At 69.6% G+C, this 17,042-nt stretch carries 16 protein-coding genes, 1 tRNA gene, 1 other RNA gene and 1 pseudogene; 7 read left to right on the top strand and 12 right to left on the bottom strand.

The features are described from left to right. Nucleotides 1-50: 50 nt before the first annotated feature. The 3 genes from purD to ffs form a co-directional block, all read right to left on the bottom strand. Nucleotides 51-1,304 carry a phosphoribosylamine--glycine ligase gene (gene purD, locus AB0G47_RS32605; protein WP_360777347.1) on the bottom strand — a complete coding sequence of 418 codons (1,254 nt, stop codon included), beginning with the start codon at nucleotides 1,302-1,304 and terminating at the stop codon, nucleotides 51-53. Nucleotides 1,305-1,860: 556 nt separating this feature from the next. Beyond that, nucleotides 1,861-4,083 carry a DNA polymerase III subunit gamma and tau gene (locus AB0G47_RS32600; RefSeq protein WP_360777345.1) on the bottom strand — a complete coding sequence of 741 codons (2,223 nt, stop codon included), beginning with the start codon at nucleotides 4,081-4,083 and terminating at the stop codon, nucleotides 1,861-1,863. 44 nt (nucleotides 4,084-4,127) lie between these two features. Continuing rightward, an RNA gene (ffs, locus tag AB0G47_RS32595) (signal recognition particle sRNA small type) lies at nucleotides 4,128-4,226 on the bottom strand. A 131-nt stretch (nucleotides 4,227-4,357) separates the two neighbouring features. Between ffs and AB0G47_RS32590 the strand changes: the two genes are divergently transcribed. Beyond that, a tRNA-Ser gene (locus AB0G47_RS32590) sits at nucleotides 4,358-4,445 on the top strand. A 91-nt stretch (nucleotides 4,446-4,536) separates the two neighbouring features. Here AB0G47_RS32590 and AB0G47_RS32585 read toward each other — a convergent pair. The 3 genes and pseudogenes from AB0G47_RS32585 to AB0G47_RS32575 all read right to left on the bottom strand — a co-directional run. Further along, nucleotides 4,537-4,641 (bottom strand): annotated as a pseudogene (locus AB0G47_RS32585) (IS5/IS1182 family transposase); the annotation flags it as partial. 979 nt (nucleotides 4,642-5,620) lie between these two features. Continuing rightward, the gene (locus AB0G47_RS32580; protein ID WP_360777343.1) at nucleotides 5,621-5,905 is read right to left on the bottom strand and encodes a hypothetical protein; all 285 of its coding nucleotides are present in this window, start codon (nucleotides 5,903-5,905) and stop codon (nucleotides 5,621-5,623) included. A 74-nt stretch (nucleotides 5,906-5,979) separates the two neighbouring features. After that, nucleotides 5,980-6,339 carry a hypothetical protein gene (locus AB0G47_RS32575; RefSeq protein WP_360777341.1) on the bottom strand — a complete coding sequence of 120 codons (360 nt, stop codon included), beginning with the start codon at nucleotides 6,337-6,339 and terminating at the stop codon, nucleotides 5,980-5,982. 865 nt (nucleotides 6,340-7,204) lie between these two features. Between AB0G47_RS32575 and AB0G47_RS32570 the strand changes: the two genes are divergently transcribed. The 3 genes from AB0G47_RS32570 to AB0G47_RS32560 all read left to right on the top strand — a co-directional run bounded on the left by AB0G47_RS32570 (nucleotide 7,205) and on the right by AB0G47_RS32560 (nucleotide 8,810). Then, the gene (locus AB0G47_RS32570) at nucleotides 7,205-7,711 is read left to right on the top strand and encodes a hypothetical protein (protein WP_360777339.1); all 507 of its coding nucleotides are present in this window, start codon (nucleotides 7,205-7,207) and stop codon (nucleotides 7,709-7,711) included. Nucleotides 7,712-7,932: 221 nt separating this feature from the next. Further along, nucleotides 7,933-8,220 (top strand): hypothetical protein, encoded by a 288-nt coding sequence (locus AB0G47_RS32565; RefSeq protein ID WP_360777337.1) that lies wholly within the window; start codon nucleotides 7,933-7,935, stop codon nucleotides 8,218-8,220. A gap of 293 nt (nucleotides 8,221-8,513) precedes the next feature. After that, nucleotides 8,514-8,810: a hypothetical protein gene (locus tag AB0G47_RS32560; protein WP_360777335.1), complete on the top strand. Its 297-nt coding sequence runs from the start codon at nucleotides 8,514-8,516 to the stop codon at nucleotides 8,808-8,810. A 175-nt stretch (nucleotides 8,811-8,985) separates the two neighbouring features. On the opposite strand, the gene AB0G47_RS32555 is transcribed toward AB0G47_RS32560, so the two are convergent. The 4 genes from AB0G47_RS32555 to AB0G47_RS32540 all read right to left on the bottom strand — a co-directional run bounded on the left by AB0G47_RS32555 (nucleotide 8,986) and on the right by AB0G47_RS32540 (nucleotide 11,351). Then, on the bottom strand, nucleotides 8,986-9,336 hold the full coding sequence (locus AB0G47_RS32555) for a hypothetical protein (RefSeq protein ID WP_360777333.1): 351 nt from the start codon (nucleotides 9,334-9,336) through the stop codon (nucleotides 8,986-8,988). 12 nt (nucleotides 9,337-9,348) lie between these two features. Next, on the bottom strand, nucleotides 9,349-9,702 hold the full coding sequence (locus AB0G47_RS32550) for a hypothetical protein (protein ID WP_360777331.1): 354 nt from the start codon (nucleotides 9,700-9,702) through the stop codon (nucleotides 9,349-9,351). A 712-nt stretch (nucleotides 9,703-10,414) separates the two neighbouring features. Then, nucleotides 10,415-10,780: a hypothetical protein gene (locus AB0G47_RS32545; RefSeq protein ID WP_360777329.1), complete on the bottom strand. Its 366-nt coding sequence runs from the start codon at nucleotides 10,778-10,780 to the stop codon at nucleotides 10,415-10,417. Between the two features lie 295 nt (nucleotides 10,781-11,075). Further along, nucleotides 11,076-11,351, bottom strand: coding sequence for a hypothetical protein (locus tag AB0G47_RS32540; protein WP_360777327.1), 276 nt, complete (start codon nucleotides 11,349-11,351; stop codon nucleotides 11,076-11,078). 497 nt (nucleotides 11,352-11,848) lie between these two features. On the opposite strand from AB0G47_RS32540, the gene AB0G47_RS32535 reads away from it, so the two are divergent. Next, nucleotides 11,849-13,282, top strand: a complete 1,434-nt coding sequence (locus AB0G47_RS32535) for a condensation domain-containing protein (protein ID WP_360777325.1) — start codon at nucleotides 11,849-11,851, stop codon at nucleotides 13,280-13,282. Between the two features lie 84 nt (nucleotides 13,283-13,366). On the opposite strand, the gene AB0G47_RS32530 is transcribed toward AB0G47_RS32535, so the two are convergent. Continuing rightward, nucleotides 13,367-14,746 carry an FAD-binding oxidoreductase gene (locus AB0G47_RS32530; RefSeq protein WP_360777322.1) on the bottom strand — a complete coding sequence of 460 codons (1,380 nt, stop codon included), beginning with the start codon at nucleotides 14,744-14,746 and terminating at the stop codon, nucleotides 13,367-13,369. A 197-nt stretch (nucleotides 14,747-14,943) separates the two neighbouring features. Next, nucleotides 14,944-15,423, bottom strand: coding sequence for a cupin domain-containing protein (locus tag AB0G47_RS32525; RefSeq protein WP_360777321.1), 480 nt, complete (start codon nucleotides 15,421-15,423; stop codon nucleotides 14,944-14,946). A gap of 124 nt (nucleotides 15,424-15,547) precedes the next feature. Here AB0G47_RS32525 and AB0G47_RS32520 point away from each other — a divergent pair, with 124 nt between their 5' ends. Together AB0G47_RS32520 and AB0G47_RS32515 are read left to right on the top strand one after the other, a co-directional pair. Then, on the top strand, nucleotides 15,548-16,471 hold the full coding sequence (locus AB0G47_RS32520; RefSeq protein WP_360777319.1) for a LysR family transcriptional regulator: 924 nt from the start codon (nucleotides 15,548-15,550) through the stop codon (nucleotides 16,469-16,471). A gap of 316 nt (nucleotides 16,472-16,787) precedes the next feature. Further along, nucleotides 16,788-17,042, top strand: a complete 255-nt coding sequence (locus AB0G47_RS32515) for a hypothetical protein (protein WP_360777461.1) — start codon at nucleotides 16,788-16,790, stop codon at nucleotides 17,040-17,042.

The following is a 17,042-nucleotide window of genomic DNA, read 5'->3' as shown; positions in this document are numbered from 1 at the left end:
TGGCGGGTGGTGCTGTGAGCTGTCGGCGGGTGGCGCGTGGGCGGCCTTGGTTACGCCTCCGCCGCCGCCTTCGCCGCGATGTCGGTGCGGTGCTGGGAGCCGTCGAGGCGGATGCGGGACAGCGCCGTGTACGCGCGCTCGCGCGCCTCGGTCAGGTCCGCGCCCGTAGCCGTCACGGACAGCACACGGCCGCCCGCGCTGACGACCGCGTCGCCGTCGTGCTTCGTCCCGGCGTGCAGGACGTACGCGTCCGGTGCATCCTGCGCCACGACGTCGCCGAGTCCCTCGATGGGGTCGCCGGTGCGCGGCGTGTCCGGGTAGTTGTGCGAGGCGATGACGACGGTGACCGCGGCGTCGTCGCTCCAGCGCAGCGGGGGCAGGTCGACGAGGGTGCCGTTGGCCGCGGCGAGCAGGACTCCGGCCAGCGGGGTCTTCAGACGGGCGAGGACGACCTGCGTCTCGGGGTCGCCGAAGCGGGCGTTGAACTCGATGACGCGTACGCCGCGCGTGGTGATCGCCAGGCCCGCGTAGAGCAGCCCGGAGAAGGGGGTACCCCGGCGGCGCAGCTCGTCGACGGTCGGCTGGAGCACGCTCTCCATGACCTCGTCGACCAGCTTCGGGTCGGCCCACGGCAGGGGCGAGTAGGCGCCCATGCCGCCCGTGTTCGGGCCCGCGTCCCCGTCAAGGGCGCGCTTGAAGTCCTGGGCGGGCTGCAGCGGGACGACGGTGACGCCGTCGGTGATGGCGAAGAGCGAGACTTCGGGGCCGTCGAGGAACTCCTCGATGACCACGCGGTCGCAGGCGAGGGCGTGCTCGCGGGCCGCCTCGATGTCGCCGGTGACGACGACGCCCTTCCCCGCGGCGAGGCCGTCGTCCTTGACGACGTACGGAGCGCCGAAGGCGTCGAGGGCTTCGTCGATCTCCTCGGGGGTGGTGCAGACGTAGGAGCGGGCGGTGGGCACGCCGGCGCCCGCCATCACCTCCTTGGCGAAGGCCTTGGAGCCCTCCAGCTGAGCGGCCTCCTCGGAGGGCCCGAAGCAGGGGATTCCGGCGCTGCGTACGGCATCGGCGACCCCTGCGACGAGGGGGGCCTCCGGGCCCACCACGACCAGCTCGGCGCCGAGGCGGGTGGCCAGGGCGGCCACCGCGGTGCCGTCGAGGGCGTCGACCGGGTGCAGCTCGGCCACGTCCGCGATGCCGGCGTTGCCGGGGGCGCAGTGCAGGGCGGAGATGTCGGGGTCGAGGGACAGAGAGCGGCACAGGGCGTGTTCGCGGGCACCACTGCCGATGACTAGGACCTTCACGGTGGTCAGCCTATCCGCCGCGGGGCTTGCGATTGTGCGGGAGGCCGAGGATGACCCTGGGGCGGAGTCGTACGTTCCTCCAGAGCCCGGGGTGCTTTGTCCCCCTGCCGGGAGGGTTCTGCGTTCGGGTCCCCCTGCAGGGGAGAGCTGGCCGGTCCTCGGGTGCGGGTCGTATCCGGCCTGAGCCGCCGCTTCGCGCCGGATGTCTCCCGCCCACCCACCCGATTGCCCCGCAGCGAGGGGCGGGGAGCCGACGGCGGCCGCCTGACCGCGCGCTGCGGGGTGAACGGGTAGGCGGGTGGGAAATGCCCGGCGCGGGAGCGGCCGCACACCCTGCGCGGGCAGGCGACACTCACAGCCCCGGGCCCTGCACTGCGGGGCAAACGGGCGGGTGGGCGGGAAGATCCGGCGCGAAGCGGCGGGACAGCCTGCGCGGGCAGGCGACGCCCACAGCCCCCCGACCCTGCGCTTTGGGCAGGAAGGCCCGGCGCGGAACGGCGGGATGCCGGGGCTACCCCCGGCGACTCTGGGGCGGGCCCAAAGACCAGCCCGCGGCTCACGGCTCGTTCGTGTATTCCTCGACGATAGTTGCGCCCAGTTCGCGGACGATCAGGTCGTGGCCGGAGAGGGCCGATTCGACCAGGTCGGGGTCGTCGTCGGCCGGGGTGTCGTCCTCCGGGGAGACGTGGTCCGGGGTGGCCGGGCGTGGCTGTGGCGTCGGGGCGGGGGCCGGTTCCGGGGCAGGCCGGGACGGGGGCTGCGGGGCCGCTGCCGGAGGGGGTGTCGGCTGGTGCTGGGGGGCGGGGCGCGGGGGCGCGGGGGCGCTTCCCCCGAAGTTGACCGCCGCCGGGGGCGGGGCCGAGCCGCCGGAGGGGTCGACGATCGCCTCGACCTTCCACTGCACGCCGAACTGCTCGGACAGCGCCTGCCGCAGCACGTCCTCGCTGCCGCTGCTCGCGAAGTTGTCCCGCGCTCCCGCGTTGACGAAGCCGATCTGGAGCGTCGTCCCGTCGAACCCCGCCACCTGGGCGTTCTGGCTCAGCAGGATCCAGGTGAACCGGCGGCGGTTCTTCACCGCCTCCAGGATGTTCGGCCACAGGCTGCGCGGATCGGGGCCGCCCGCGGGCGGCGCCTGGGCAGCCATGGGTGCCGGCGCCGATGCGGGAGCCGGGGACGGCGTCGGTGCGGGGGCCTGCGGGGCCGGGGCTCCGCTCCCCGCGGGGGCAGCCGTGGGCCAGCCTCCCGGCCGCGGGGCCGCCTCGGCAGGAGCGGGAGCAGGGGCAGCGGCGGGAGCCGCCGGACCGCTGCCCGGCGCCGAAGCCGTCGGCCAGCCACCGGGCCGCCGCTCCCCCGCCGGAGCAGGGGCGGCAGGCTCAGGAGCGACAGGGGCCGCAGGAGCAGCGGGGGCGGCCGGAGCAGGCGGAGCCGCCGGTGCCTGGTCGCCCTGCGGCGCCCCCGGCCCCCGTACCGCCGCACGCGCGGCGGCAGGTCCGCCACCCGGAGGCACCGGAGCCACCGGCGCCCCACCGCCCGGCTGCGGCTGCATCCCCGCATGGGCCTCGGGCCCCGGAACGTACGCCATGGCGGGAGCGGCACCCTGGCCGCCGCCCGCCATGAAGTTGCCGCCGCGCTCAAGACGGTCGAGCCGGGCCATGACGGAACGCTCGTCGTCGTACGCCGCAGGAAGCAGCACGCGCGCGCAGATCAGTTCGAGCTGCAGCCGGGGCGAGGTCGCCCCCCGCATCTCCGTGAGCCCTTCGTTCACGAGGTCCGCGGCGCGGCTCAGCTCGGCGCCTCCGAAGACGCCCGCCTGAGCCTGCATCCGCTCGACGACGTCGGCGGGGGCGTCGATGAGCCCCTTCTCGGCGGCGTCCGGCACGGCCGCGAGGATCACCAGGTCGCGCAGCCGCTCCAGGAGGTCGGCGACGAAACGCCGCGGGTCGTTGCCGCCCTCGATGACGCGGTCGACGACCTCGAAGGCCGCCGCACCGTCCCCGGACGCGAACGCCTCGACCACGGAGTCGAGCAGCGACCCGTCGGTGTACCCGAGGAGGGACGTCGCCATGGCATACGTCACACCGTCGGCCGCCGCGCTGGCGAGCAGCTGGTCCATGACGGACATCGAGTCACGCACGGAACCTGCACCGGCGCGCACGACCAGCGGAAGCACACCGTCCTCGATGGCCACCTGCTCGCGGCCGCAGACCTCCGCCAGATACTCCCGCAGGGTCCCGGGGGGCACGAGGCGGAAGGGGTAGTGGTGCGTACGCGACCGGATCGTGCCGATGACCTTCTCGGGCTCGGTGGTCGCGAAGATGAACTTGAGGTGCTCCGGCGGCTCCTCGACCACCTTCAGCAGGGCGTTGAAGCCCGCTGAGGTGACCATGTGCGCCTCGTCGATGATGTAGATCTTGTACCGACTGGACGCCGGGCCGAAGAAGGCCTTCTCGCGCAGGTCACGGGCGTCGTCGACGCCTCCGTGGGAAGCGGCGTCGATCTCGATGACGTCGATCGACCCCGGGCCGTTGCGCGCCAGGTCCTGGCAGGACTGGCACTCGCCGCAGGGCGTGGGCGTGGGACCTTGCTCGCAGTTGAGACAGCGGGCCAGGATGCGCGCGCTCGTCGTCTTGCCGCAGCCGCGCGGGCCACTGAACAGGTAGGCGTGATTGACCCGGTTGTTTCGCAGCGCCTGCTGCAGCGGGTCGGTTACATGCTCCTGCCCGATGACCTCGGCGAACGACTCCGGGCGATAACGGCGGTACAGCGCGAGAGACGACACGCATACGAGGTTATAGGCGACCACTGACAACCCGGACCGCCCCAACGCAAAGCGCCCCCCACGCACCCGCCAGAGCCAACCTACCCTTGCTGCCTTCCGGCCCTGGGGGAGTTCAGTCAGATAGCGCCACGTGAGGGGCTGGCCCCCACAGTAGCGGATCCCCCGCCCCGGAAGCGAAGCCGGTCCCGGCCATGATCGCCCCCGAGGACGATCACGACGTCCACCTCGGGATCGTGTTCGCGAGCACTCCCCAACGTCTTGTATTGTTTGCGGCGGAGGATTCGCCTAGTGGCCTAGGGCGCACGCTTGGAAAGCGTGTTGGGGGCAACCCCTCACGAGTTCGAATCTCGTATCCTCCGCCAGTGCCTCACCAGGCACGAATCGAAGGGCCCCACCGTTCGCGGTGGGGCCCTTCGACGATTCTCAGTGGGCGTTCTGTGAGCCTTCGGTCAACCAGTAGATCATCGAGACCCCGCCGGCCGGCGGGGTCTCGTGGTCGCGGACCAGGCGGCGGTGGAGCATCAAGGTGCCAAAAGTCTGCTCGACCACCCACCGCTTCGTACTGGCGCGAACCACTTCGTCTGCCGTCATCTCGCCACTTGCCGAAGTAGTAGTACACGGCGGTGTACCGCAGGAAGTCGTGCGGCAGGTAGGGCCTTATGTGGAATCGAGCGTGGCTGGCCTCTCGCCATGGCCCCCATCCCGTGGGGCAAGTTCCCCACTCTCGCCGAACATCAACAAGACCGCCGGTGGCCGCAGTTCATGGCGAACACCAGCCGAGCTCCCCACACGATCGACGCCTACGGGCGGGCAGTCGAGGACCAGCCTGTACGGATCCCGTACTGGCCGGTGCTGACACGGTCGCTGGCTGGATCGGGGACATGCTCGAACGGCCCCGCCAGCGATCAGCGAAGGCGTCGCTGCATACGAGTACCCGGTGGAAGACGGGAGGCGACTTCCCTGGACCGCTGAAACTTGGTCGTTTCTGCCCGCAGATGGATCAGGCGGTGCGCGTGCTCGAAGTGACCACGGCAATCCGGTGCAGCAGCCCTCAGGGACGGCGTCTCTCCGACTCCATGACGCACACGATCGCAGAGCCCACTGGCAGCCGACCCGGGCCTGATACAGGATCGCGTTGAAGGCCCCCGCATGTCGTAGCGACCCTCATGCCCGCTGACCGAGCGGTGCCGCCCCTTCCAGGACGTGATGACCGGCCGGACCAGCGGCGGTTGGGGCAGGTGCCCGCAGGCGAGTCCTAGGGGGCCGTGCCCCGTTCCCGGCAAGGGGCTCACGGCCAGGCGGCCAGCTCGCACCAGGCGCGTTCAAAATAGACCTGCCGCCCGCGACCGAGCCGGGCGGCAGTCGGACCTCTCATTACGTCTCCACGGCACCTCTCGGGCCCGGTGACACCACCCCAGGCCATCCGATCGGCCGGGGGAGCAGCCATATGCCGGGCCCGGAGGTCAGCGGCCCTCTCGCAGGACCGCAAAGAACATGAAGAGGGAGGGCCTTGGGGAGGAGCGTGTAGCGCGGCTGCTCAGAACGCCTGGCTGTTGCAGCCCATGTCCGAACCGAGGTGGGTGTCCTGTGCGCCCGGGTTGCCCTCGCCGTTGAGCGCGTTGGCCAGCACGCCGTTGAGGGCGCCAACGCTGCCGAGCAGGTCGATGTTCATGTCGTGCGAGCGACACTCGATGCCCTGCGTGACGTCGAAACCACCGTCGTGTGCCCCCGCCTCGCCGTGTGCGACGGCGGTGCCGGCGCCGAAGGAACCTACACCGCCGAGGACGGCGCCCACGATGACGGCCTTCTGAAGCATGCGCATTCTTTCTCCATTGGTCGAGCGGATCTGATCTGCAGCAGATCGAGTTGGGAGGGTGGACAACTGCGGGGAGGCCATCAGCCGAGTCGGGGCAGACCGAGTTGGCCCACGGGAGGCGCCGCGATCTGTCCGAGGCCGACCGGGGATACCTGCGGTGCGCCGCCGGGCGCGATCAGCGGATTGATGATCGGGTTCACCTCCGGGTTCACCTGCGGGTTCACCTGCGGGGCGACACGCGGCGTGGGCTCCGGCTGGAAGGCCTGGGGCAGGGCGACCTGCGGGGCTACCTGCGGCATGACCTGCGGCGACGTCTGCGGGTTGACCTGCGGCGCCGGCTGCGGGGCGGCCTGCGGCAGGACCGGCGCCGACTGCTGCTGAGGCGCGGCCTGCTGCGCGGCGTACGGCGAGCCGGAGGCATGTGCAGTGCCACTCGACACGGCCGAGGCGGAGGCGTAACCGCTCTGGTGCTGCGGGGCGGGCGCGGGAGCTGGCGCCTGGGGCGCTTGCCACTGCGGGGCGGGCGCGGGAGCTGGCGCCTGGGGCGCTTGCCACTGCGGGGCGGGCGCGGGAGCTGGCGCCTGGGGCGCTTGCCACTGCGGGGCAGGTGCGGGAGCTGGCGCCTGGGGCGCTTGCCACTGCGGGGCAGGTGCGGGGGCTGGCGCCTGGGGCGCCGGGTAATCGGGAGCGGGCGCCGGAGCACCGCTGTACCCGACGGGAGAGTCGGCATGGCTGACGCCGGCGCCGATGGCGGACAGACCGCCGGCCGCTGCTGCGACGAGCACGGCCTTGTGAAGCTTTCGCATGGAACCCTCGGCCCTTCAATACCTGTGCAGGGAAATCCGTTGTATTTGAGTGCAGCCCTGCGTGAGCCCAGCCTGATGTTCGTACTGCGCCCTAACAGGGGCAATCCTGGGATGTCACGTGGACTTCACGCCGGAGCCGACAGAGTCTCTCTGCTGGATTCGTGATCGCTGCCCTCTCCCAGTTGGCAACGACATTTCCTCCGGCTCGGTCACGGGACCCAAAACTCCGTCACCCGTTTGCGATCGATCGGATTAACGGCTTTGTTCCCGTCCGATGTGGCCCCGACTGACCGGCGTTCCGCTGATGGTTCACACCCTCTGCCAAATGGGTGACCACACCCCGGCTCCCGTGACTGGGCCCGTACCGTTCTCGTTCCCCACTCGACTAGAACGATGGTCCGTCACAGCCGCACAAGGCAGCAAGAACAGCACCAACTGCACTGGCTCATCAGCATTTCAGTACGTTCCAAACACAGGTCAATGAAGGGCCGAGGGTTCCATGCGCAAGTTTCAACAGGTCGCGCTCGTCGTCGCAGCTGCCAGCGGTCTGTCCGCCATCGGTGCCGGTTCCGCCATCGGCGCCACTCCCGTTGCATACAACGGTGCTGTTCCGCCCCCCGCCACGCAGCCGGACGCCCAGGCCGCCTCGATGACCAACTCGCAGGCCAGTGTGCAGACTTCCGGCCCATCGGCCCCGCGGCAGCAGGCGACGCCGCAGCGGCCCGCTGAGGTCAGCCCTCAGATCAGCCCCCAGCTGAACCCCCAGATCAGCCCGGAGGTCTCCTCGCAGCCGGCCGCACAGCAGCCCCAGGCACACGGGCACTCGCAGGCGCAGGCGCAGGGGCAGAACCAGCACAACCTCTTCCGTCCGTACCAGGAGTGCAGCCCGCAGTCCCTGCTCGACGCGAATCTCCCGGTCGCGCTGCTCGCCGCCGCCGAGACCCGGGGCGTCGACTGCACCCAGGCCAACAGCCAGGCGAACGCCGCCGCGAGCGCCCAAAGCTAGGGCAGCCGGACGGCCGGACATCAACGCCCAGTACGGGCCCTTCGGGGATCACCCCCCGAAGGGCCCGTTCGCGTGCGATGCGGCTTCAGGATGCTCCCGCGACAAGATCGCGAGATCCGGCGCGTCGCAGTCCGTTTTGCGGGTATTTCGTACTAATCTCTCATCACTGTACGAAGTCGATCTATCACAGATCGCGTTCACCTCACTCCACCGGAGATGACATGCAAAAGCTTCGCAAGGCCGCCGTCCTGGTCGCTGCCCTCAGCACCGTCGGACTCCTGGGTGCCGGCACTGCCCACGCGGGCGGGGACGGCGGCCACGGCAAGGGTGGCAAGCTCGACATCCACCAGAGCTCCAACTGCAAGTCGCACGACCTGAACCTCGACATCCTCGGCCAGGTCGGGCTGCTCAACGGCCTGCTGGGCAACGCGCTCAACGGTGAGGGCAACCCGGGCGCGCAGGACACCCACCTCGGTTCGAGCATGGGCTGCAACAACAGCGCTTTCTAAGCGCGTAACGGTCGCATAGACGGCCGAGAGCGGGAAAATGGCCCCGGCACCGAGCCTCCAGGCACGGCGCCGGGGCCTTCTTCTGTGCCTGTGCCGAAATGACCGACGGGGCGAGGTGCCAATGGCGCGATTCGCTCACGGGGACGGCATTTCCCGACCATCGGCCAAGGCGGTGAGGATTCCCCGAATTCGGCGCGCCGCACGATGGTGTGGGGATATTTCTTATTAGTCTCCGTAATTGAACGAAGTCGATCTATCGCAGATCGCATTCACCTCACTTCACCGGAGATGACATGCACAAGCTCCGCAAGGCCGCCGTCCTGGTCGCTGGCCTCAGCGCCGTCGGACTCCTGAGTGTCGGCACCGCCCACGCCGATGGCGGGGGCGGCCTGGGCTCGGGCAAGGACGGCGGCGTCAAGATCAATCAGAGCACCACCTGCAGGTCGCACGACCAGAACATCGACGTCCTCGGTCAGGTCGGCATCCTCAACGGCCTGGGCGGCAACCTGCTGAACGGCGAGGGTAACTCGGGCGCGCAGGAGACCTCTCTGGGCTCGAGCATGGGCTGCGACAACGGCGTAGGCAAGTAAGTCGGAACCTTCCTCGGTGCCACGGCCACGGGCCGGGGCACCGAGGTTTTTTATATCGCCGGGAATCCCTGGCCCATATTGCCGAAGAACGGGATGGTTCCGATCGAACGTCATCCCAGAAAGCCGAAATGTCGGACCGGGAGCGGATCCCGGCCCGACATTCGCCGATTGCGCCTCAGAACGTGAAGTGAGGTCGCTTGAAGCCCTTGGGCAGCTGCGCCTTGTTGGAGCATTCCAGAACCGGCCCGACGTGCTTGGATCCTTTGCTCAGCGCGTGGTCGTTGGGCAACGGATAGGGCGGCCGGCTGACCGTCTCGCATTCCTGCGTCTGCCTGATGACATACCTGCCGTGCTTGTCGGCGTGGATGGTCTCGCTCTTGCGAATGCAGATGGTTTCACCCTTGGCGACGTTGGTCTTGCAATCGCGTGGGCGTTCATGGGCGTACGCCTGCTCGGCGCCGACGTAGATTACGGCGAGACTTCCGAGGAGCCCCGAGACGGCTGCGATCTTCTGCCGGCTGAACATGTGCTGCGCTCCTTACAATCGAGGCCCGGGCGCCAGGGCCGTTGATCGGCGTGCGCCCGAGCCGTGGAAAAGCTCCAATTTGATGCAGCCCGGGCGCGCACCCTGGTGGGTTTGCTGCGCCCGGGCTGCCTTGCTGTTGAGGCTGTTGTCCAGCACACCGTTGAGCTGCCCGAGCTGATCCAGGTCATGGACATTCAGATCGTGCGACTTGCGTACGGTGCCTACAGTGTTCTGGCAGACGTCGATGCGCCTGTTGTGGCGCTCCGAGGCGATGCGCGACGCGATGGTCCGCGAGGCGACCGATTGCCGGGCCGACCAGCGTGCGGGCTGCGGCGCGGCACCTGCGAAACGGCTTATGGGGCCCACTGTGGCGTGGGGTACGGAGCCACCAGCCCCGCGACCGCTTCGGCTACGACCGCAGCCCGCTGCAACTTGCGCATCGAGCCCTCGGCGCTTCTTTACCCGTGGTGACCCTGCGGCGTGTAGCTGACACCGTTCTGCGGCGCGAACCACGGAGCCCCGTGGGGGCCGCCGTGCGGGTGACCCTGCGGGCCGCCCCAGTTGGCCACGGCGTTGGCTTGCGAGGAAGCAATCGCGGTGATCCCACCGTCGTCGCCACCGTGAGCGAAGCTGACGCCGGCGCCGAGGGTGGAGAGCCCTGCGACCGCTGCGGCTACAACCGCGGCCCGCTGAAACTTGCGCATAGTTTGACCCTTTCTTAGCTGGGCGTGACGCCCTGGCTTGACTACTTAATGTGAGCATATACACACGCATCGTAGCCATTTGGGATCTTGGGTCCTTTTGTGTGCGTGTCGGCCTATTGCGAGGCGCCCCTCCGTCCGCCCGGCCGCGGACTCGAAGGGGGATGAGGCGGCTGGTAAGGCTGCCGGTCATGGGCTCACCGCTCTCCCTTGAAACGACACTGCCTCGGGGTCGAGTCACGGGAGGTGAGGGACAGTCACCCGTTTGCCCACCGACGCGCGGACGCAGAAGCAGCGGATGACCGGCCCCGGTTACCCCGGTCCGGCCATCCGCTGCTTGAAAGGTGAGAAAGGCGCCGGAAGGTTCCGCCCGGGGCTCAGCCCAGCAGGCGCGCCAGTCCCGCCGGAACTTCGTCACTGTTTTCGGGTGCCGGGTTGGCGGGTGCCGGCGTCGTGTTGGGCGAGTTGGGGTTACAGGTCACCTCGGGCCCGAGCCGCGTCTGCCCACCGCTCAGAAGGCCGACCACGGGCAACGTCAAGGGCTGCACCGGCGTGCACTTGTCCGAGCGGACGACGAACCGTTCACCGTCGGGCGTCACGATGGTCCGTTGGACGCAGGTGGTGTTGCCCTGACTGTCGACAGGGCAGGCGCCCGCGGCAGACGCCTGGGCGCCGCTGGTAAAGGTCACGACGAGGCTGCCAAGAAGCCCCGAGGCGGCCGCGATCTGCTTCATGCTGAACATTGATGCGTCTCCTTTGTGGGGGGTACCCCGGGCGCCCCGCGCGGCCAACCGGCCGCGCCGGGCCCTGGGGATATCGGAGGGGCGGGCTCCGGCGTCCGACCCATGTCCGGGACGTTCGGGTCCATTTCGCGCCGAGCCGATAGTCGCCGCCTGTACCTCCGTCAGGTATGGGAGGTACCGGCGCCGAGGAACGCGATGCTGCAGAGGGCGACTTCCGCGACGTCCGCCATGCGACGCACCCCTTCAGGGGTGACCCCGCTCGCGCGGCGCGTCGTGCACGATTACGCCGCCGACCTCAGTAGTCAGCGTGCCGATCAGAGTCAGAGTGCCGACTGGTGAAGGCGTTGTTGTACTGGCCGCAGGTGGTGTCGAAGGTCTCGGAGAGACCGAGCACGGCGAGCGGGACGTTGGCCTCGCCCCCCGTCTGCGGGCTGCACTCCTGGTAGGGGCGGTAGAGGTCGGACGCCTGCGCATTGCCATCGGCGTAGGCGGTACCGGCGGCGGCGCCGATGGCGGACAGACCGCCAGCCGCTACCGCTGCGATCATGGCTACCTGCTGAAACTTACCCATGGAACCTCGGTCCTTCTATTGCCAGTACGTTGAGGCTGATTGCCTACCGTGACCGGGCGAACACTAGCAGTAGTTATCCGGGGGATTCCAAGCTGGCTGATGTCCCGTGTCAAAGCGCGGACTTGAGTGCATACGGGGACGCTGAACCACCAGTGGCACGACCTATGGCCCAGGGGGTGGCGTCACCGGTTTCTTCGCAGTTCGGCAAGGGCGAACACCACGCCACCGCCGTAACGCCAGCCGGGAAGAAGCCTTCGACAAGCGGCTGCCCCGGGACATGGGCTACCAGTTCGGTTCCCAGGCGCAGATCCGCAAAGCCGGACGCCGACGGCTCGTGACCTTGTTCCGCGCCCTCAACCAATTGGCTCACAGCCGCCGATCACTTAATCCACTCAAAGGTGGGAAAGCATCATGTTCCAGGAGACTCTGTTGGCGGTCACGGCATTCCCTTGATCGGGTCCACCCGATCAGGGCTCCAACTGCGAACGGAGACGCCCGTGCGAATGACCGACATCCAGCGTTGTGAGGTCCGGCCCGGACGGCTTGTCGAGTGGGCACTCAGTCCGGCGACCGTCACGGCGGCGGCGGGCCTTCCGGAGGACCCCCGGCCGCCGGCGTACGTCCAGGAGTCGCACATCAGGACCGCCCGATCCGTGCAGGAGGACGGCCTGTTCGTGCCGACCTGGCTCGGTACGGCATTCGACATCCCGGGCAGGGTCGACCTCGACGCACTGCAGGACGCGCTGCGCGACTGGACGCTCCGGCACGAGACGCTGCGCAGCGGATTCCGCTGGGACGGCGACGAGATGCGCCGGTTCACGCTCGATACCGAGGCCGTGTCACTCCACCGCGAGGTGGTCGGCGACTTCCCCGACGCGGAGCAGCTCGTCCAGTACCTGCAGGACCGTTTCGACGCCGCCGCGAACGCGCTGCGCTGGCCCAACTTCCTCTACACGGCGGTCATCAGGGACGACGGCGCCAGCGTGTACATGGCCTTCGACCACAGCAACGTCGATGCCTACTCCATCCAACGCCTCCCCGCCGAGATCCACGAGCTCTACGCGGCAACCGTCGAGGGCCGCCCCGTGGAGGAGCCGCCCGTCGGCAGTTACGTCGACTTCTGCGAGATCGAGCGGGCGGAAGCGGACCGGATCGACGACACTCACGCGATCGTCGGCCGCTGGCGGGAGTTCATCCGGCGGTGCGACGGGAAGCTGCCCAACTTCCCCGTCGAACTCGGTCTGAAGCCCGGCGGGACCCTGCCCACGCAGAAGCTCATGCGCGAGATGCTCGTCGACGCGGACACCGCCGCGGAGTTCGAGGCGTACTGCCGACCCTTCGGTGGCAGCCTCGTCGGCATCCTGGCCGCCACCAGCCTCATCGTCCACGAGATCGGCGGACAGCCCGTCTACCGCGCCGTCATGCCGTTCCACACCCGGGTGAAGTCGACGTGGTGCGACTCCGTGGGCTGGTACGTGGGTGGCGCGCCGATCGAGATCCCCATGGACCAGGCACTCGATTTCCCCGCGGCCCTGACAGCCGTGCGTGCCGAGCTGCGGGCCAACAGGGCGCTGGCACGTATGCCCCTCGCCCGAGTACTGCGCCTGCTCGGCTCGGACTTCCGCCCGACCTCGCCCGACCTGTACTCGATCGTCTCGTACGTCGACGCGCGGAGCATCCCCGGGTCGGAGCGCTGGGACGAGCTGACGGCTTACGGACTCATCAGGGTGTCCTACGGCGACCAGGTGTGCGTCTGGCTCAACCGACTCCAAGAAGGCCTGTGGTTCGCCTGTCGCTACCCCGAAACCGACGCCGCCTACAAGAACATGCGGCTGTATCTCGAGCGGTTGCGGGACGTCATCCTCGCAGTGGTCAGCGAGCAACGCGCTGACCGTGAACCGGCATCACACGCGGTGCACGACATGGCCTGACGGGGCGTCATTCACCCGGTGGGCTCCGGCGTGCCGGGCCGGTGGGACCGTGCCCCTGCGGGCCTGCGCCCGATCGAGCGCAGGTCACCGGTCCGGCTCGATGTTCTGGTTGGCGTGGAAGAAGTTCGCCGGGTCGTAGGCGTTCTTGATGCCCGTGAGGCGCGCGTAGTGGTCGCGGTAGGTGGCCTTCACGCGGTCCTGGCCCTCGCCGTCGCCGATGAAGTTCACGTACGAGCCGCCCATCGAGTGCGGGTGCAGCTCTTCCCAGTAGTCGGCGCACCACTGTCTGATCGTCTCCGCGTTCGCCGGGTCGGGGTCGATGCCGCCGATGACTCCGGACCAGACCGCGTCGCGGTACGACCACGCGGTGTCCTCCGGGTCGACGCGGGCGGCGGCTCCGTCGACGGGATAGAGGTGCATGGTCGACAGGTCGGTGGGGAGGTTCTCGGCGTACTTGGCGTGCACGTCGACGGCGTCGTCGGTGATCTGGTCGAAGAAGTCGCCGCGCCAGTACCACTGCAGGCCGGTGGGGATCAGCTCGTCGAACATGCTCTGCAGCGCCGGGTACGGCATCGGTGCCGTGAAGTGGAAGATCGGCTTACCCGGTTCGTGCACGGCGGCGAGGGCGTCGTCGGCGTCCTCCGGGTCGCCGAGCCAGCACCACACGACGCCGCACATCCGGTGGCCGTGGATCTCCTCCGGGAACGGCGGGGCGGGCGGCACGGCGAGTGCGGCGAAGAAGCCGTTCAGGTCCTCGGGCGCCTGGGGCAGGAAATCGCGGTACCAGCGCAGCACTTCACGGCTCTGGTCGGCAGGCCACAGGGTGACCGCCACGACCACGTCGCCCACCGGGTGCAGCCGGAAGCGGAACGACGTGACGATGCCGAAGTTCCCGCCGCCGCCGCGCAGGGCCCAGAACAGGTCGGGGTGCTGCGACTCGCTCGCGACGACGAAGCTGCCGTCGGCGAGCACGACGTCCGCGGCGATGAGGTTGTCGATCGTCAGGCCGTACTTGCGGGTGAGGTGGCCGTGGCCGCCGCCGAGGGTGAGGCCGCCGACACCCGTCGTCGACATGATTCCGGTGGGGGTGGCGAGGCCGAAGGCGTGGGCGGCGTGGTCGAGGTCGCCGAGCTGGCTGCCGCCGCCGACGCGGGCCGTCCGCGCGACGGGGTCGACGCGGGCCCAGCGCATCGGCGACAGGTCGATGGTGACGGCGTCGTCGACCTCGCAGAGCCCCGCGCCGCTGTGGCCGCCGCCCCGGACGGCGGGCTCCAGGTCCCGTTCGCGGAGGAAGTCGACGGCGGCCATCACGTCCGCCGCGTCGGAGCAGCGCACGATGGCGGCCGGATACCTGTCGATCATCGCGTTGTAGATCTTGCGGGAGTCGTCGTACGCGGAGTCCTGCGGGCCGATCACCGGGCCGCGCAGAGCGTTTCTCATGTCGTCGAGGGTGGTGCCGTCCATGACGGTCGCTCCTTGCCGATACGCGGACCGCTGCCCCCGCCCGGGCTCGCCCCTGTCGGGCCGTCGGTGAGCGGTTGTACGCCGGCGTCCTGGCGCCCCCCGTCAGCCGCAGAGCTGACCTCTCCAGCATCCCGCCGGCCGGCGGGGCCCGCAATTCGCGCGGGGCCGCACCGGGACGGGCAGGGCGGCTCTCGTCCCTAGACGAAGAAGCTGTCGTGCTTGACGAGGAACTCGCCGAACTCCTCGCCGCCCTTCTGGGCCATCTCCGCCACCTTCTCGAAGTACTCCTCGCGCGGGGCGCCCGGCGAGAAGAGCATGATCATGGAGGCGGGGTCGTCGCTGTCGTTCTTGAAGGCGTGCAGCCCGCCGACCGGCACATAGAGGAAGTCGCCGGCTCCCGCGGTGACCCAGCGGTCGCCGTCGTAGAGCTGCACATGGCCGGACAGGATGAAGAAGGACTCCGAGATCGACTTGTGGAAGTGGGTGCTCGGGCCGGGGGACTTGGGGCCCAAGTCCACCTTGTAGAGGCCGAATTCGCCGCCGGTCGAGGCGTGCGTCGCGAGGTAGTGCGTGCGGTTGCCGCCGGAGCCGACCAGTTCGGGCTCCTGGTCGGCCGACCTGAACACCGCGTTGACTTCGCCCTTTTCGCCGAGGTAGCGCGGCTCCGGATAGGACATCTTCCGCTCCTTCGTTCGTGACACGGGCAGTTGTGTGGCACCCGGCGCCGACCCTATCCAGCGCCGCGGCATCGATCTCGTTAGTTGTACGAAATCGTTCCGAGGCAGGCTTAAGCTGGGCTGCATGCTTGATATCCGGCGCATGCAGGTGCTCAGGGCGGTGGTCACCAGTGGCTCCGTCACCGCCGCCGCGCGGAACCTCGGGTACACGCCCTCCGCGGTCAGCCAGCAGATGGCCGCCCTGGAGAAGGAGGCGGGCATCGCCCTCCTGGAGCGGACCGGACGCGGGGTGCGGCCGACGGACGCCGGGCGGCTGCTCACCGAGTACGCGGTGGCGATCGGCAAGCACGTCGCCGAGGCGGAGACCGCCCTCGCCGAGCTGCGGGCCGGGCGGACGGGGCGGGTCTCGATGCGGTACTTCACCACGGCGGGCACGGCCCTTGTGGCGCCCGCGATCGCCGCGCTGCGGCGCGAACAGCCGCGGGTGAAGGTCGAGTTGAAGCTGTCCGACCCGGACGACCCGATGCCGGATGTGCGAGACCGGCAGGCCGACATCGCGCTCGTGGTCCGTCCCGGCGGCCAACTCGACGTGGACGGCGTGCGGTTCATCCATCTCCTTGACGACCGGTACCACGCGGTGCTGCCCGCGGGGCACCGTCTCGCCGCCAAGCCGCTGCTCGAACTGACGGACCTCGCCGAGGAGCCGTGGGTCGCCAGCGAATCGCCGGGCCCCTGCCTCGACCCGATCCTCGAAGCCTGCGGCGCGGCCGGCTACAGCCCGGACTTCGTGGTGGAGAGCGGCGACTACGCCACGGCACAGGGCTTCGTCGCCGCCGGTCTCGGCGTCAGCCTCGTCCCGCAACTCGGCCTGGACGCCCATCACTCCGGCGTGGTCGTACGCCCGGTCCACAACCCGGTGCCGGTCCGCTCGATCTACGCGGCGGTACGCGGCGGGGCGCCGGACAGTCCCGCCCTGCGGGGTCTTGTCGCGGCGCTGCGGGACGCGGTGGCTCAGCTGGGGGACGGGGCGGGGACCGGTGCCGCGTAACACCGCACCGTGACCCACCGCTGCGGGCCCCAGCACTGCTCACCCGTACCGAGAAAGCGCCAGCCCGTACGTTCATAGAGCGCGGTCAGAGCCTGCTGACCACGGCAGTTGCCGCCCCGCTCGCGTGCTTGCCCCGCGTGCACCTGGGCGAGGGCCCGCACACAGGCGTCGAGGTCGGACGCGTGACGGGAACGGATGCGAAGGTCTTGGGCAGGCCTCATCAACGTATGCAAGCACATGGGCCGTCGGCAGGCCGGGCGCGTAAAGTCGGGAGCGGACAGAGCCTGCATGACACGGGGGAGGCGGCCGCGAAATGGTGGCGCCGGATGAGGCTGTGATCGGTTGTACCGGTGAACTCGTCATCGGCACCCGCGGATCCGCGGGGCCCGGCGAGGTCCTGGTGCGGATCCGAGGGGGTTCCGAGACGTTTCTCGCCTGGTCCGACGAGCCGCTGCCGCACGGCGCCGCCGTGCTCGTGATCGAGTCACGGGGCAGCCGCCAGGTCGATGTCATCAAGTGGGCTGACCCGTTGGACGCGTTGACCGGCGACAGCGCCGGCGACGCAGGTTGA

The organism is Streptomyces sp. NPDC021622 (assembly GCF_040640795.1).
Lineage (GTDB): Bacteria > Actinomycetota > Actinomycetes > Streptomycetales > Streptomycetaceae > Streptomyces.
Note: the sequence above shows the minus strand (reverse complement) of the source record. Positions and strands in the feature narration are given on the sequence as shown.